General features: G+C 72.2%; 17 protein-coding genes. 10 read left to right on the top strand and 7 right to left on the bottom strand.

Translation table 11 applies throughout. From position 1 onward, the window contains the following. Nucleotides 1-45: 45 nt before the first annotated feature. From PIJ49_RS13380 to PIJ49_RS13390, 3 genes are read left to right on the top strand one after another with little or no spacing between them, the layout of a single operon-like run. A complete protein-coding gene (locus tag PIJ49_RS13380; RefSeq protein ID WP_200884109.1) occupies nt 46-522 on the top strand; it encodes a MarR family winged helix-turn-helix transcriptional regulator in 477 nt (158 codons plus the stop codon). Nucleotides 523-547: 25 nt separating this feature from the next. After that, the gene (locus tag PIJ49_RS13385) at nt 548-970 is read left to right on the top strand and encodes an organic hydroperoxide resistance protein (protein ID WP_066656027.1); all 423 of its coding nucleotides are present in this window, start codon (nt 548-550) and stop codon (nt 968-970) included. A 27-nt stretch (nt 971-997) separates the two neighbouring features. Continuing rightward, complete coding sequence (locus PIJ49_RS13390) at nt 998-1972, top strand: zinc-binding dehydrogenase (RefSeq protein WP_066658646.1); 975 nt, start codon at nt 998-1000, stop codon at nt 1970-1972. Between the two features lie 142 nt (nt 1973-2114). Here the strand turns inward: PIJ49_RS13390 and PIJ49_RS13395 are convergent, their stop codons facing one another. The 3 genes from PIJ49_RS13395 to PIJ49_RS13405 all read right to left on the bottom strand — a co-directional run bounded on the left by PIJ49_RS13395 (nt 2115) and on the right by PIJ49_RS13405 (nt 5032). After that, nucleotides 2115-2819: a DUF4396 domain-containing protein gene (locus PIJ49_RS13395; RefSeq protein WP_209685788.1), complete on the bottom strand. Its 705-nt coding sequence runs from the start codon at nt 2817-2819 to the stop codon at nt 2115-2117. A 112-nt stretch (nt 2820-2931) separates the two neighbouring features. Further along, nucleotides 2932-4389: a sugar porter family MFS transporter gene (locus tag PIJ49_RS13400; RefSeq protein WP_271826829.1), complete on the bottom strand. Its 1458-nt coding sequence runs from the start codon at nt 4387-4389 to the stop codon at nt 2932-2934. A gap of 133 nt (nt 4390-4522) precedes the next feature. Then, nucleotides 4523-5032, bottom strand: coding sequence for a hypothetical protein (locus tag PIJ49_RS13405; RefSeq protein ID WP_271826830.1), 510 nt, complete (start codon nt 5030-5032; stop codon nt 4523-4525). A 110-nt stretch (nt 5033-5142) separates the two neighbouring features. Here PIJ49_RS13405 and PIJ49_RS13410 point away from each other — a divergent pair, with 110 nt between their 5' ends. Continuing rightward, nucleotides 5143-6048, top strand: a complete 906-nt coding sequence (locus PIJ49_RS13410; RefSeq protein ID WP_271826831.1) for a LysM peptidoglycan-binding domain-containing protein — start codon at nt 5143-5145, stop codon at nt 6046-6048. A 188-nt stretch (nt 6049-6236) separates the two neighbouring features. Here PIJ49_RS13410 and pgi read toward each other — a convergent pair whose 3' ends face one another. Next, nucleotides 6237-7946: a glucose-6-phosphate isomerase gene (gene pgi, locus PIJ49_RS13415; protein WP_251154426.1), complete on the bottom strand. Its 1710-nt coding sequence runs from the start codon at nt 7944-7946 to the stop codon at nt 6237-6239. 234 nt (nt 7947-8180) lie between these two features. Here pgi and PIJ49_RS13420 point away from each other — a divergent pair, with 234 nt between their 5' ends. Further along, complete coding sequence (locus PIJ49_RS13420) at nt 8181-8744, top strand: hypothetical protein (RefSeq protein ID WP_066656053.1); 564 nt, start codon at nt 8181-8183, stop codon at nt 8742-8744. After that, nucleotides 8744-8938: a hypothetical protein gene (locus PIJ49_RS13425; RefSeq protein WP_066656055.1), complete on the top strand. Its 195-nt coding sequence runs from the start codon at nt 8744-8746 to the stop codon at nt 8936-8938. Before PIJ49_RS13420 ends, PIJ49_RS13425 begins: the two co-directional genes overlap by 1 nt. Nucleotides 8939-9003: 65 nt before the next feature. Here the strand turns inward: PIJ49_RS13425 and PIJ49_RS13430 are convergent, their stop codons facing one another. The 3 genes from PIJ49_RS13430 to PIJ49_RS13440 are packed head-to-tail and all read right to left on the bottom strand — an operon-like array spanning nt 9004 to nt 11819. Then, nucleotides 9004-11271, bottom strand: a complete 2268-nt coding sequence (locus tag PIJ49_RS13430) for a heavy metal translocating P-type ATPase (RefSeq protein WP_271826832.1) — start codon at nt 11269-11271, stop codon at nt 9004-9006. Beyond that, nucleotides 11268-11486, bottom strand: coding sequence for a heavy-metal-associated domain-containing protein (locus PIJ49_RS13435; RefSeq protein ID WP_209685798.1), 219 nt, complete (start codon nt 11484-11486; stop codon nt 11268-11270). The genes PIJ49_RS13430 and PIJ49_RS13435 overlap by 4 nt, the downstream gene beginning before the upstream one ends. A 30-nt stretch (nt 11487-11516) precedes the next feature. Continuing rightward, nucleotides 11517-11819: a metal-sensitive transcriptional regulator gene (locus PIJ49_RS13440; protein ID WP_066656058.1), complete on the bottom strand. Its 303-nt coding sequence runs from the start codon at nt 11817-11819 to the stop codon at nt 11517-11519. Nucleotides 11820-12103: 284 nt separating this feature from the next. On the opposite strand from PIJ49_RS13440, the gene PIJ49_RS13445 reads away from it, so the two are divergent. The 4 genes from PIJ49_RS13445 (at nt 12104) to PIJ49_RS13460 (ending at nt 14439) form a co-directional block, all read left to right on the top strand. Beyond that, complete coding sequence (locus PIJ49_RS13445) at nt 12104-13297, top strand: helix-turn-helix domain-containing protein (RefSeq protein WP_271826833.1); 1194 nt, start codon at nt 12104-12106, stop codon at nt 13295-13297. 164 nt (nt 13298-13461) lie between these two features. Further along, nucleotides 13462-13926 carry an Asp23/Gls24 family envelope stress response protein gene (locus PIJ49_RS13450; RefSeq protein WP_251154422.1) on the top strand — a complete coding sequence of 155 codons (465 nt, stop codon included), beginning with the start codon at nt 13462-13464 and terminating at the stop codon, nt 13924-13926. Next, entirely contained in the window at nt 13919-14110 is a 192-nt protein-coding gene (locus PIJ49_RS13455; protein ID WP_066656066.1) for a DUF2273 domain-containing protein, read from the top strand. Before PIJ49_RS13450 ends, PIJ49_RS13455 begins: the two co-directional genes overlap by 8 nt. Then, nucleotides 14107-14439: a hypothetical protein gene (locus PIJ49_RS13460; RefSeq protein ID WP_066656068.1), complete on the top strand. Its 333-nt coding sequence runs from the start codon at nt 14107-14109 to the stop codon at nt 14437-14439. Before PIJ49_RS13455 ends, PIJ49_RS13460 begins: the two co-directional genes overlap by 4 nt. Nucleotides 14440-14494 lie beyond the last annotated feature (55 nt).

Genomic DNA, 14494 nt, shown 5'->3' on the forward strand with positions numbered 1-14494 from the left:
ACAACCTGGTTGTGCACAACTGAGTTGCGTGCCACACTGGTGGGCATGCCGGTGACCGACGAGATGGTGTGCTTCTCGCTCTACGCGGCGTCCCGGGCGACCACCCAGGCGTACCGCGCACTGCTGGAGCCCTGGGGACTGACGTACCCCCAGTACCTCGTCCTCGTGACCCTGTGGATCGAGGGCGACCAGACCGTCTCCACGCTCGGCGAGCACCTGCAGCTCGACTCGGGCACCCTGTCGCCGCTGCTCCGGCGCATGGAGCGGGCCGACCTGGTCCGCCGCGAGCGCCGCAGCACCGACGAGCGCGTCGTGACCGTCACGCTCGGCGACCGCGGTCGCTCGATCCGCCCCGAGCTCGCCCACGTCCCCGCGCGCATCGCCGCGGGCATGGGCCTGTCCGACGAGCAGGCCGCCCTCGAGCTCATCGCGACGCTCCAGCGCCTGACGGCGACCATGCACGCCGCGGCCGACGACACCGCCACCACGACCACCGACGCCCCCACAGCGTCGGACGACTGACCCCACGAAGGAAGGAAGGACCCCCATGGACGTCCTCTACACCGCCGAGGCGCTCGCCACCGGCGAGGGCCGCAACGGCCACGTCGCCACCAGCGACGGCCGCGTCGAGCACGACCTCGCCATCCCGAAGGAGATGGGTGGCTCCGGCAACGGCGCCAACCCCGAGCAGCTCTTCGCAGCCGGCTACGCCGCGTGCTTCCACTCCGCGCTGCAGGGCGTCGCCCGCGCGCAGAAGGTGAAGATCACCGACTCGACCGTCGGTGGCCGCGTCTCCATCGGCCCGAACGGCCAGGGCGGCTACCAGCTCGCCGTCATGCTCGAGGTCGTCATCCCCGGCCTGGAGCACGACCAGGCCCAGGCCCTCGCGGACGCCGCGCACCAGGTCTGCCCGTACTCGAACGCCACCCGCGGCAACATCGACGTCACCATCGTCGTCTCGGAGGACTGACCCATGACCGACACCACCCCCACCACCATGCGTGCCGTCGTCCACGAGACCTTCGGCGAGCCGGCCGACGTCCTGACCGTCGCCGAGCGCCCCGTCCCGCAGCCCGGCCCCGGCCAGGTGCTCGTCCGCACGGTGCTCTCCCCCATCCACAACCACGACCTGTGGACGATCCGCGGCACCTACGGGTTCAAGCCCGAGCTCCCCGCGGCCAGCGGCACCGAGGCGCTCGGCGTCGTCGAGGCCCTGGGCGAGGGCGTCGACCGCCTGCAGGTCGGCCAGCGCGTCGCGGGCGGCACCTTCGGCGTCTGGGCCGAGTACTACGTCGCCGACGCCGCCGGGCTCGTCCCCGTGCCGGACGCCATGCCCGACGAGTCCGCCGCGCAGCTCGTCTCGATGCCGTTCAGCGCGATCAGCCTGCTGCACTCGCTCGACCTGCACGAGGGCGACTGGATCATCCAGAACGCCGCGAACGGCGCCGTCGGCCGCATGGTCGCGCAGCTCGGCAAGGCCCGCGGCATCAACGTGATCGGTCTGGTCCGTCGCGCCGAGGGCGTCGAGGAACTGCGGGAGCAGGGCATCGACCGCATCGTCGCCACGGACTCCGAGGGCTGGCAGGACCAGGTCCGCGAGCTCACCGGCGGTGCCCCGATCATCGCGGGCGTCGAGTCCGTCGGCGGGAAGGCCGCGGGCGACATCGCCTCGGTCATGGGCGAGAACGGCACGCTCGTCGTCTTCGGCGCCATGGCGTCGCCGACGCTCGAGATCCCGTCCGGCAAGGTCATCTTCGGCCAGCTCACCGTCAAGGGGTTCTGGGGCGCCGTCGTCAGCAAGACCATGCCGGCCGAGCTCAAGGGCCAGCTCTTCGGCGAGCTCATCACCCGCGTGCTCGACGGATCGCTGACGCTCCCCGTCTCCGAGACCTTCGTCTTCGAGGACGCCCGCGACGCGGCGCGTGCCAGCGACACCGCCGGCCGTGTCGGCAAGGTGCTGCTGCGCCCGTAGCGGTCCAGCACCCCGGGACGGACGGGCGCGCCCCGCTCAGCGGCAACGCGAAGCGTTGCGCGGGGCGCGCCGACCGAGCCCGCGAGGGAGGACGGTGCCAGCTGGCACCGCGCCTCCCGTCCGTCGCGGCGTGCGCCGGAGGTCACATCGCCTCCTTCAGCCCCTTCCGCACCAGGAGCGCGTTCATCGGGTACGAGCAGACGAACCCGGCGACCATCGCGACCTGCATCGCGACCCAGAACTCGGGTGTGAGCACGCCGACGCGGCCACCGAGCACTGCCGGCAGCAGCGCGAACTGCAGCACCGCCATCGCGCCGTACATGCCGACCTGCCACGCGGTGATGCTGAGGGTGTCGGCCTTCAGCGCGGCGACGAGTCCGTCGCGCCACCCGAGTCCGCGCATGGGCGCGATCGCCGCGTACTGGAACGCGATGCCGACGACGAACGCGATGACGAAGTCGATGATCCACCCGGCGAACATGCGGTCCTGGTAGAGCGTGCCGAGCCCGACGAGGGTGCCGAGGGCCGGGAAGGCGACGAGCCCGAACTCGCCGACGAGGTCACCGAGCGCACACCCGGCGCCGCAGTGGCTCGTGTCGATCGCGGTGCCCGCCCACCGGCCGTGACCGCCCACCGTCGCACGGCCCCGGCGGAGGTAGAAGACCAGCCACACCACGCTGCCGAAGAGCATCGTCAGCGGCCAGACGAGCGCCATCACCCGCATGTGCGGTGGGTGCCGGACGACGTCGACCGCGACGACGAGCGCGCAGCCGACCGCCACCACGAGGAGCACCGCGCAGACCGCGGTCAGCGTCGTCGGCAGGTCGCCCACCTGCAGTTCGGTCATCGCGTGCGCCTCCCGTGATCGTTGTCGCCCGACAACGGTGCACCGTACACACCCGTGCCGGAGCCCCGGTCGAGCAGGCGTCCCCCGGCATCGGTCCGCGTGGCAGCGCGGGCTACCGCTGCGCCTGCTCCGTGGCGACGGCGGAGACGTCACGGGTGGGGAGCCCCTGCTCGACCTCCTCCAGGGTGCGGCCCCGGCTCTCGGGCACGAACCTCCGGATGAAGAGCAGGGCCAGGACGCCGACCACGGCGAACCCGAAGAAGGTGCCGGTGATGCCGGTCGCCGCGACGATCGTGGGGAAGGTCAGCCCGAGGAACGCGTTCGCGGTCCAGAGGCAGAACACGGCGATGCCCATGCCGAGCGCGCGGATCTGCGTGGGGAAGATCTCCGACAGGATCACCCACGTCGCGATGTTGAGGAACGTCTGCATCGAGCCGACGAACGCGACGACGAGGACCAGGATCACCCAGGGTCGAGCGGGGTTGCCCTCGACCAGGGTCATCGACGCGATGCCGATCAGGAAGTGGCACACCGTCGTCAGCGAGTACCCGATGACGAGCGTCGTGCGTCGGTCGATGCGCTCCATGTTGGTGAGGGCGACCACCCCGCCGACCACCGCGATGACCCCGGGAGCGATGTTCGCGATGAGGGCCGCCGACTCCTGGAAGCCGGACTCGACCAGGACGGTCTGCCCGTAGTACATGATCGAGTTGATGCCGGTGAGCTGCTGCGCGACACCGATGCCGGACCCGACGAGCACGGTCCGGACCAGCCACCCGCTGCCGAGCAGCGTGCGCCACCCGCCGCCGTGCCGCAGCTCCGCCTCGCGCTCGTTCGCGCGCTCGATCTCCTCGAGTTCGGCCGTGGCGCGCTCCTCGGAGCGGACCTGCACGAGCACCGCACGGGCCTCCCCGTACCGGCCCTTCGACGCGAGCCACCGCGGCGACTCCGGCACGCGCAGCATGCCGACGAAGAGCGCCACCGCAGGCAGGGCGCAGACGGCGAGCATGACGCGCCAGACGCCGTCGCCCTCGCCCCAGAGGGTGCCGATGACGGCGTTCACCACGAAGGCGGCGAGCTGGCCGATCACGATCATGAGCTCGTTGCGGCCCGACAGCGATCCACGGATCTCGTACGGTGCGAGCTCGGCGAGGAAGACGGGCACGACGGTCGACGCCCCACCGACCGCGAGCCCGAGCAGGACCCGGCCGACGACCATGACCCCGAACGTCGGGGCGAGGACGCAGGTCAGCGTGCCGACGAAGAAGGCCACGGCGAGCAGGACGATCGTCCTCCGACGTCCCCAGCCGTCCGCGATCCGACCGCCGAGCACCGCACCGACCGCAGCGCCGAAGAGCAGCGAGCTCGTGACGACGCCCACGGTCAGGTCCGTCAGGCCGAGCTCCTGCTGCATCGGGAGCAGCGCCCCGTTGATCACACCGGTGTCGTAGCCGAAGAGGAGGCCGCCGAGGGTCGCGACGAGGGCCAGGACACCGAGACGGCGGCGGTGGGGGCCCTCCCCCACCGGGGGGAGAGCGACCTTCGGTGCTGTCGGCGCGGTGTCGACCATTGCGTGGCTCCTTCGTCGGGGGACCTCGCGACGGTGCGCGCGGCGATCGTGTCCCGTTCCGTGTCCCGTCGACCGGACCGCTCACCCGTGCGGCCGGCCGATCCTCCGACCGGTCGGCGGAGGCCGGTGCTGCTCAGTCGGAGTCGGCCGGACCGTCGCCGAGCACGTCGCCGAGCGAAGCCATGCCGGCCCCGTGGTCGGTGTAGCGGCGGACGGTCCGTCGGGCCGCTGCACTCGCGGCCCCGCCGAGCGCCGGGTTGCGCCGAGCCGCGTCCGCCACCCGACCCGCGTGCCCGGCGGTGGACAGCAGGACGTTCGCCAGTGCGCGTGCGGCGCCGGACTCCGGGACCCCGGTGACCGTCCAGGCGCTCCGGAGCTGCTCGTCCGGTGTGACCCCGCGACGGGTGCCCATCCGGTGCCAGTCGGAGAGGGCGCCCTCGGTGCGCTCAGCGGCCCGCTCGACCTCTCCTGCACGCCGGCGCTGGACCGCGCGGACGGCCTCGGCCGAAGCATCGTCCGTCCCGTGCTCGCGCCCCTCGACGGCGGCGGCACGCTGCCGGGCGGCCGTGTCGTCACCGCCCGCCTCGGCGATGCGAGCGGCGTGGGCGGCGGCTGCGGCGGCGAGGATGTCGTGGCGGTCCATGCCTCGACGGTAGCCGCTCGCGCCGACAGCTACGTCCCTCGACACATCCGCTCGCCGCCGCTCCCTGCCGCGCCGGGTCCGCCGGTAGCATCTCGAACCGAGGGGGAATCATGAACCGAACCGTTGCGACCGGTGCCACCGCTCTGGTCGTCGCCGTCGCGCTGTCCGGTTGCTCGCTGCTCGGCGGGTCCGACGGAGCGCTCCCGGCGCCCTCGGCCCTGCCGACGGCGAGCCGGACGTCCACCCCGTCGCCGACGGCGACCGAGGACCCGGACGCCGCCCGGCTCGAGGCCTCGGCGACCCCGCGCGCGCCCAGCCCGGTCGCGTCCGAGGCCGCCGTCCCCGACCCCGTGCTCACCCCGATCCCGGCCGGGACGGTGCTGGCCGAGGGCGACGTCGCCTCACCGAAGGGCAGCATCCACTTCCACTACCGCGTCGTGGCGGACGGCGACGACACCTTCACCGCACAGTTCAGCGGCGTGACCTCGTCGCTGCCCGTCCCGATCGGGGCCGGGTTCTTCGAACGCGAGCGGACGGTGGGCGACGGCCTGACCTACCCCGGCGTGGGCGACACCGTGCTCGGCGGTCCGACCCCCGCGCCGGTCGCGAAGGACGTGCCGCTCGACGGCTCGGGTGTCGACCCGTCGGGGCTCGTGACGCTCGTGGTGTCCTCGGCGGCCGACCCCGGCCAGGCCGACCTGCCGATCGAGATCGCGGCCGGCAAGGTGCTCGCGGTCGCGCCGGTGCGTTGGTCGGTGCCCGAGCGGCAGACGAACGTGCACCCGGTCGACAGCGGAGCACGGTCGAACGCCTCCGGTCCGGTCACGGCGACGACGGCGTCCGGTGCGCCGCGCTCCTACACGGTCGCGCCGGACGACCTGATCGGCGACGTCGCGGCACGCTTCGGCATCAGCGTGAAGGCGCTCGTCTGGTTGAACGCCGACGTGCAGGTGTTCGGCGACGACCAGTACCTGTACGAGGGGACGACCCTCAACCTCGACCCGCTCGCGCGCTGACGCCGGCTGGTCGCACGCCCGCCGAGTCTCGCGCAGGCGGACGTGTTCGCGGCCCGCGAGCCGCGAAGGTGTCCGCGGGGCCGAGTCTCGGGGCCGAGGCCGCCCCGCGGCAAGCGCGACCACGCACCGGACGGGAGGCGCGGTGCCAGCTGGCACCGCGCCTCCCGTCCGTCCGTCAGGTGCGTGGGCTACTCGCCGCGCAGCTCCAGGTACTTGGCGATGAGCGCCTTCGTCGAGGAGTCCTGCGACGCGAGCGCGTCCTGGTCGCCGTCGACCGCCGGGGCGATCTGCAGCGCGAGCTGCTTGCCGAGCTCGACACCCCACTGGTCGAACGAGTCGATGCCCCAGATGGTGCCCTCGGTGAACACGATGTGCTCGTAGAGGGCGATGAGCTGACCGAGCACGCTCGGGGTGAGCTCCGGCGCGAGGATCGACGTCGACGGCTTGTTGCCCGTGAAGGTGCGGGCCGCGACGATCCCCTCGTCGGTGGTGCCCTCGGCGCGGACCTCGTCGGCGGTCTTGCCGAACGCGAGCGCCTTGGTCTGCGCGAAGAAGTTCGCCAGGAACAGCGCGTGGACGTCCTGGCCCGGCTGCACGGCCTTGCCGTCGCCGGACTCGTCCTTGAGCGGACGCGCCGGCTTCGCGACGGTGATGAAGTCCGCCGGGATCAGGCGGGTGCCCTGGTGGATGAGCTGGTAGAACGCGTGCTGGCCGTTGGTGCCCGGCTCGCCCCAGAAGACCTCGCCGGTGTCCGTCGTGACGGGCGAGCCGTCCCAGCGGACGCGCTTGCCGTTCGACTCCATCGTGAGCTGCTGCAGGTACGCGGCGAAGCGGTGCAGGTACTGCGTGTACGGCAGGACCGCGTGGCTCTGCGCACCGAGGAAGTTCGTGTACCAGACGTTGAGCAGACCCATGAGGACGGGGACGTTCTGCTCGAGCGGCGTGGTGCGGACGTGCTCGTCGACGGCGTGGAACCCGGCGAGGAACTGCTCCCAGTTCTCCTTGCCGATCGCGATGACCACCGAGGTGCCGATGGCCGAGTCGACCGAGTAGCGGCCGCCCACCCAGTCCCAGAAGCCGAAGGCGTTCTCGGGGTCGATGCCGAACGCGGCGACCTTGTCGAGCGCGGTCGAGACGGCGACGAAGTGCTTGGCGACAGCGTTCGACTTCTCGTCGTCCGACGCGTCGGTCAGGCCGAGGCGCTCCCACAGCCACTGGCGGGCGAGACGGGCGTTGGTCAGGGTCTCGAGCGTGCCGAAGGTCTTCGACGCGACGATGAAGAGCGTGGTCTCCGGGTCGAGGTCGACGGTCTTCTCGTAGATGTCGGCGGGGTCGATGTTCGAGACGAAGCGCGCCTCGAGGCCCTCCTGCACGTACGGCTTGAGCGCCTCGTAGACCATGACCGGGCCGAGGTCGGAGCCGCCGATGCCGATGTTGACGACGGTCTCGATGCGCTTGCCGGTGACACCGGTCCACGAGCCGTCGCGCACCTGCTCGGCGAAGGCGTAGACCTTGTCGAGCGTGGCGTGCACGTCGGCGTCGACGTCCTGGCCGTCGACCACGAGCGCCGGCTCGATGCCCCGCGGACGGCGGAGCGCCGTGTGCAGGACGGCGCGGTCCTCGGTCACGTTGATGTGCTCGCCGGCGAGCATCGCCTCGAAGCGCTCGGCGACGCCGGTGTCCTTCGCGACCTGGAGCAGGGCGGCGAGGATCTCGTCGTCGACGAGGCCCTTCGACAGGTCGACGGTCAGGTCGGCGGCCTGGAACGTGTAGCGATCGGCGCGACCGGGGTCGCTGTCGAACCAACCGCGCAGGTCGGGGGTGAATCCGTCGGCGATGCCGGCGAGCTTCTTCCAGCCGTCGGTCGATGTGGGGTCGACGGGAGCGGATTCGGTCACTTCGGTCCTCCTGGGTACCTTCTGGACGTACTGGACCGCGGGTCACCGCAGCGCTGCGTCGCGGACCACGTCCGAGCGTAGTGCCGCAGCAGTGCGGTTGCGCACAGCTCGGTGGGGCGAAGCGGCGTAACAACTCGTCGTACTGAGATTTCACACTTCAGAATCGACGTTCCGACCCCTACGGTCAGGAGTCCGGGGAGCACTCAGCTCTCGGACCCCAGAGGAAGGAATCGCATGTCGAAGGTCAGGACGTCGCTCGCCATCAGCGCGACCAGCGTCGCACTCGTCGCCGCAGGGCTGATCGCTGCCCCTGCAGCCAACGCCGCAGACACCACCGCGGGCGCGCAGGGCGCTGCTGCCAGCGCCGACGCGTTGCAGCACTTCACACCCGCTCAGATCGACGATGCGATCGAAGAAGCCCGAGCTGGCGGCTACGTCGAGCGGCAGACGGTCGACGACGACGGGAGCATCCGCACGACCCTGGACCTCGGGCAGGGAATGACCTTCGATCTCATCCAGGAGGGTCCGACATCGCGTCTGAGCGCCGGTCGGGACAGCAGGGGCACGTACGTGGCGTTCAACAGCACCGACCAGAACCTGATCATCAGCGGAGCAGCATTCGGGCTCGGTGCCGGACTCTGCGCCATCAGTGCGGGAACGTTCTGCGTCGTCGCCGGCGCGATCCTGACCGCCGCGGCCGTTGCGATCACCTCGAACGGAGGAGTGCGGTGCAGCGGCGGCAAGGCTCTCCGGGTCTACCCGTTCGCTGGCGGCAAGGTCAAGCCGCGCTGCGCCTGATGAGCAAGCGCGTAGTCTGCGGGGTTGCCTCGAGCGTCCCGTTCGCCGTCGCCGTCAGTCTCGTCCTCGTGGGCGTCGGGTCCGTACTCGCCAGCTCCGACTCCTGGCTCGGGAAGCTCGCCCTGGGGGCCGCTCTCTTCGTCGGGATCGTCCTCACCGGGTTCGCGGTGCGGAAGCACCAGCGACGCAGATGACCGACGGACCACCGTGATCGGCTGTCCCCGCGCCCCCGGAAGGGCGCGGGGACACTCGTCGGGCGTCAGCCGAGGGCCCGGAAGCGACGCAGGCGCAGGCTGTTCGTCACCACGAAGACGGACGAGAACGCCATCGCCGCACCCGCGAGCACCGGGTTCAGCAGGCCCGCCATCGCGAGCGGGATCGCCGCGACGTTGTAGGCGAAGGCCCAGAACAGGTTGCCGCGGATCGTGCGGAGCGTCGCCCGGGACAGCCGGACCGCGTCCGCCACGACGGTGAGCCGACCGCTCACGACGGTGATGTCGCTCGCGGCGATCGCCGCGTCGGTGCCGGCCCCCATCGCGATGCCGAGGTCCGCCGCCGCGAGCGCCGCCGCGTCGTTGACCCCGTCGCCGACCATCGCGACCGTCCGCCCCTCGGCCTGCAGTCGCCGGACGGTCTCGAGCTTCGAGGCCGGGGTCGCACGGGCGTGCACCTCGTCGATGCCGACGCGCGCCGCGACGGCGCGCGCGGCGCCCTCGTTGTCCCCGGTGAGCAGCACCGGGCGCAGGCCGAGCGCGACGAACCGCCGGACGGCCTCCGGCGCCTCGGGCTTCACCGTGTCGCCGACGACGACGGCGCCGAGCACCGAGCCGCCCCGGCCGACGAGGACCGCGGTCCCGCCGTCCGACTCGGCAGCGGCGACCCGCGCGGCCAGCGCCTCGTCCACCGGCAGTGCCCAGGCCTCCGCCAGCCACCGGGCGGTGCCGACGACGACCACCTCGCCGTCGACCACGGCCTGCACGCCCGCGCCCGGCGTCGCGGCGAACTGCTCCGCGACCGGGACGTCGAGTGCGCGGTCCCGCGCGGCCCGGACGACCGCACGCGCCACCGGGTGCTCGGAACCGTCCTCGACCGCCGCCGCCACCGCGAGCAGCGGTCCGTCGGCGTCCGGTGCGCCGTCGACCGGCAGGATCGCCGTCAGGCGCATCTCCCCGGTCGTCACGGTGCCGGTCTTGTCGAGCACGATCGTGTCCACGGCGCGGGTGCGTTCGAGCGCCTGGGGGCCGCCGATCAGGATGCCGAGCTGCGAGCCACGACCCGTGCCGACGAGCAGCGCGGTGGGCGTCGCGAGCCCGAGGGCGCACGGGCAGGCGATGACGAGCGTCGCGACCGCGGCGGTGACGGCAGCGGTCAGGGACCCGCCGGCGACGAGCCACCCGACGAACGCGACCACGGCGAGGCCGATCACGACGGGTACGAACACGGCGGAGACCCGGTCGGCGAGTCGCTGCACCGCGGCCTTGCCGGTCTGGGCGTCCTCGACGAGGCGTCCCATCCGGGCGAGCTCGGTGTCGGCACCGACGGCGGTGACCTCGACCACGAGCCGACCACCGACGTCGATGGTCGCGCCGGTCACGCGGTCGCCGGGTCGCGCCTCGACCGGGACCGACTCGCCGGTGAGCATGCTGAGGTCGACGGCCGACGAGCCCTCGCGCACGATGCCGTCGGTCGGGATCCGCTCCCCCGGTCGGACGACGACGACGTCACCGACGACGAGCGACGCGGCGGGCACACGGGTCTCGACGGGACCGGACGGCTCGTCGCGGAGCACCGACGCGTCCTTCGCGCCGAGCTCGAGCAGCGCGCGCAGCGCCGCCCCGGACCGCTGCTTCGCCCGGGCCTCCATGTACCGGCCGGCCAGGATGAAGACCGTCACGGCCGCGGCCACCTCGAGGTAGAGGTCGCTCGCCTCAGGGTCCGTGGCGAACCACGAGAAGGTCATGTGCATGCCGGGGGCACCGGCGTCGCCGAGGAACAGTGCGTACAGCGACCAGCCGAACGCGGCGACGACGCCGAGGCTGACCAGGGTGTCCATGGTCGCGGCGCCGTGTCGGGCGTTGACCCACGCGGCACGGTGGAACGGCAGCGCTCCCCAGACGGCGACCGGTGCCGCCAGTGCCAGGGCAGCCCACTGCCAGTTCGGGAACTGCAGGACCGGCACCATCGAGAGCAGGACCACGGGCAGCGCCAGGACGGCGGAGACGACGAGCCGCTGCCGCAGGGGCGCGGTCGCGGCGTCGGGACCGGTGGCGTCGTCGACGTCGTCGGCAGAGCCCGGAGTCGGCTGCCGCACGTGGACGGTCGCCCCGTACCCGGCGGCCTCGACCGCCGCGACGAGCGCCGCGGTGTCGACCGTGTCCGGGTCGGTCACCGACACCTGCGCCTGCTCGGTCGCGTAGTTCACGGTCGCGGAGACGCCCGGCAGCTTGCCGAGCTTCCGCTCGACGCGGTTCGCGCACGAGGCGCAGGTCATCCCCGTGATGTCGAGCTCGACGACGCCCTCGCTCACCGGGACACGACCTCGTACCCCGCCTCCGCGATCGCGCCGCGGAGGGCCTGGTCGTCGATCCGGTGGTCGGACGTGACGGTGACGGACGACGACCCGCCGGGCACGAGGTCCACGGCGACGTCGGTCACGCCGGCGAGCTCGGAGACCTCCTCGGTCACGCTCGCCACGCAGTGCTCGCAGGTCATCCCGGTCACGGCGACGGTCTCGGTGGTCATGGGTCCTCCTCGGTGTGTGGTGCGGTGGGGTCAGGAACGGACGAGTCGGGCGATGGCGTCGCTCGCCTCGCGGACCTTCGCGTCGGCAGCGTCGCCGCCCTCGGCCACGGCCTCGGCGACGCAGTGGCGCAGGTGGTCCTCGAGCAACGACAGGGCGACCCGTTCGAGCGCCCGGTTCGCCGCGGAGATCTGGGTCAGCACGTCGATGCAGTACGTCTCGTCCTCGACCATGCGCGCGATCCCGCGGACCTGCCCCTCCGCGCGGCGCAGCCGCTTGAGCAGGTCGTCCTTGTCCTCGATGTACCCGACGTGTGCGTGCGGTGCTGCTGGCATCCTGACCTCCGTCCTCCCCAACAGGGTACCCCCCTGGGGTATTTCGTGCTCGTCGATCCCTCGGGAGGCGCAGAGTTGTCTGAGAATTCGTCATTGAGGGGCGGGATCGCTCGTCGCTGCGGGCGAGGGTCGGCGTGCGCCGACGGATCCCCGCCGTGGCGCGGATCGAACCGGTCCCCACCGGACGGGAGGCGCGTGTCGCGGCCGCCACGGGCCTCCCGTCCGGCAGCGCCCACCCGGGACGCGGAAGCGCGCATCCCGGACAGTGCTGGCATGATGCGCGGGTGAGCACCTCGTCGACGAACGGTTACCGCCGCCTGCGGTTCACCGAGAGCGACGGCACCGACTACGGCCGGATCTTCTCGGCCGAGTACAACGGCCGCGACCTCGGTACCGAGACCTACGTCGCCGAGGGCACCCGGTACGAGTACACGATCGTCGGCGACGACGACGTCACGCTCCGCACCATGCGCGCCGAGGGTGGACGGCGCGGTGGCGTGATCGGCCCGCGCAACGACCACGTCGTGTTCTGGCTCACCCGCGGACGCCTCGAGATGCACTTCGCGGACCGGACGCGGGTGATCGAACCGGGGAGCCCCTACATCGCCTCGGCGTCCGAGGCGTACCGGTTCGAATCCGCCGACACCGTCTACAACGGCCTGCACGTGTCGGACCCGTTCCTCCGGTCGGTCGGCGCGGAGCTCGGCTACCGTCTGCCGGACGGCCCCCTGCTGTTCGACCAGCAGGACGAGGCGATCGCCCGGCGCGAGCCGCTCCGCCGCCTGGTGCAGGACCTCGCGCCGGCGCTGCTCGACGACCGCGTGGTCGGTCCGATGCGCACGGCCCTGAACCGGCGGCTCGCGGTGGTCGTCCTCGACACCTTCCCGATCCGCAACCGGGGCCACGACGTCCCGGTCGCGAACCGGCTGCGCGACGCGGTCCGCCACATCGAGGCACACGCACAGGACCGACCGTCCGTCCCCGAGATCGCGGCCGCGTGCGGACTGAGCCAGCGCGGCCTGCAGGACGTCTTCGCGCGGACGCTCGGCACCACACCGAACCGGTTCATGCGCGACCACCGGCTCGACTGCGTCCGTCGTGAACTGCTGCGCGCCGCCGGCGACGAGGGCGTGACACCGGTCGCCCGACGATGGGGCTTCACCAACCCCGGCCGTTTCGCCGCGGCCTACCGGGAGCGCTTCGGTGAGGACCCCGCGGCGACCCTGCGCGGCTCACGGGCCGCGCGACCCGACTCCGGCCGGACGTCCTGGCGGGTCCGACGTGCCGTCGCGCACATCGTCGAGCACGCCGACGGCGACCTGACCGTCGACGAGATCGCGGACGCTGCGGGGGTGCGTCCCCGCCGGTTGCAGCAGCTCTTCCGACAGGAGTGCGGACTGTCGCCCATGGCGTACGTGCGCTCCGTGCGGGACGCTGCGTCGCGCAACACCGGGGCCGGTATCGGCGGCACCGGCTGACCCTCCGCCGTCGGGGTACACAGAGAACCGGCGTTCTGGCGCTTTCCCTGAAGGAGCGCTGAATCCCACCGGACCCGTGTGACGAATCTCGGTGTCAGCCCGTCTCATCCGTGAACAGCAACCGCTGGGAACGAGTCCCGGCGGGTCCTCGAAGGGAGACACCAATGGCTGACACCACCACCACCTCGACCACTCCGGCGACCGCTTCGGCGGCGTCGCGCTCGGCCGTCCAGAACGGTTCGGGTACTGCGGGCAAGACCACGATCGACGACACCGTCGTGTCGAAGGTCGCCGGCATCGCCGCTCGTGAGGTCAACGGCGTGCACTCGCTGGGCGGCGGCGCTGCCCGTGCGATCGGCGCGATCCGCGACGCGATCGGGCAGCGTGACCACGGTCAGGGCGTCAAGGTCGAGGTCGGCGAGAAGCAGGTCGCCGCGGACGTCGTGATCGTCGCGGAGTACCCGGTGTCGCTGCAGCAGGTCGCTGACGGTGTCCGTTCGTCGGTCGCCCGTGCCCTGGAGCAGATCGTCGGCATGGAGGTCGCCGAGGTGAACGTCACCGTCCAGGACGTCTACATCCCGGGGGATGACGACGACAACGACGACAAGAAGGAGTCCCGCGTTGAGTAACACACTCGTCGGCGCGCTGATCGGCGCCATCCTCGCCGTCGTGGCACTGCAGTTCGGGTTCTGGGGCTTCGTCCTGGTGATCGTGTTCGGTCTGGTCGGTGCACTCGTGGCCGCCATCACGACCGGGAAGATCGACCGCGGCGCCCTGACCGACGTGCTGACCGGACGCCGGAGCTCCCGGTGAGCGCCGGCCCGGGGAGCCTCCCGGCGAGCGCGGTCCCGGGCCGGGTCGAGATCACCGCCCGGGCGCTGACGGCGCTGGCCCGGGCCGTCGCAGCGGAGCGTCTGGGCGCTCCCGCGAAGCGGCTCCGGGTCGGGTTGGACGACCACGACGGCGCGCTCGCGCTGGAGGTCACCGGCCCGATCGCCGCCGGCGGGGACGTCGTCTCCGCGGCGTCGTCGGCTGCTGACACGATCCGCTCCCGCGTCGGGGAACTCTCCGGCCGGCGGGTGGGTCGGACCCACATCGAACTGACCGGGATCGTGCGTGAGCACGAGGGCCGGGTCCGGTAGGAGACAGAGCACATGAGCACCGAACAGCTCGAGAAGCGGCTGCGTCGTCGCAGCA

The sequence above is a fragment of the Curtobacterium uvaldense genome (genome assembly GCF_028307415.1).
In the GTDB taxonomy this organism is placed as follows: domain Bacteria; phylum Actinomycetota; class Actinomycetes; order Actinomycetales; family Microbacteriaceae; genus Curtobacterium.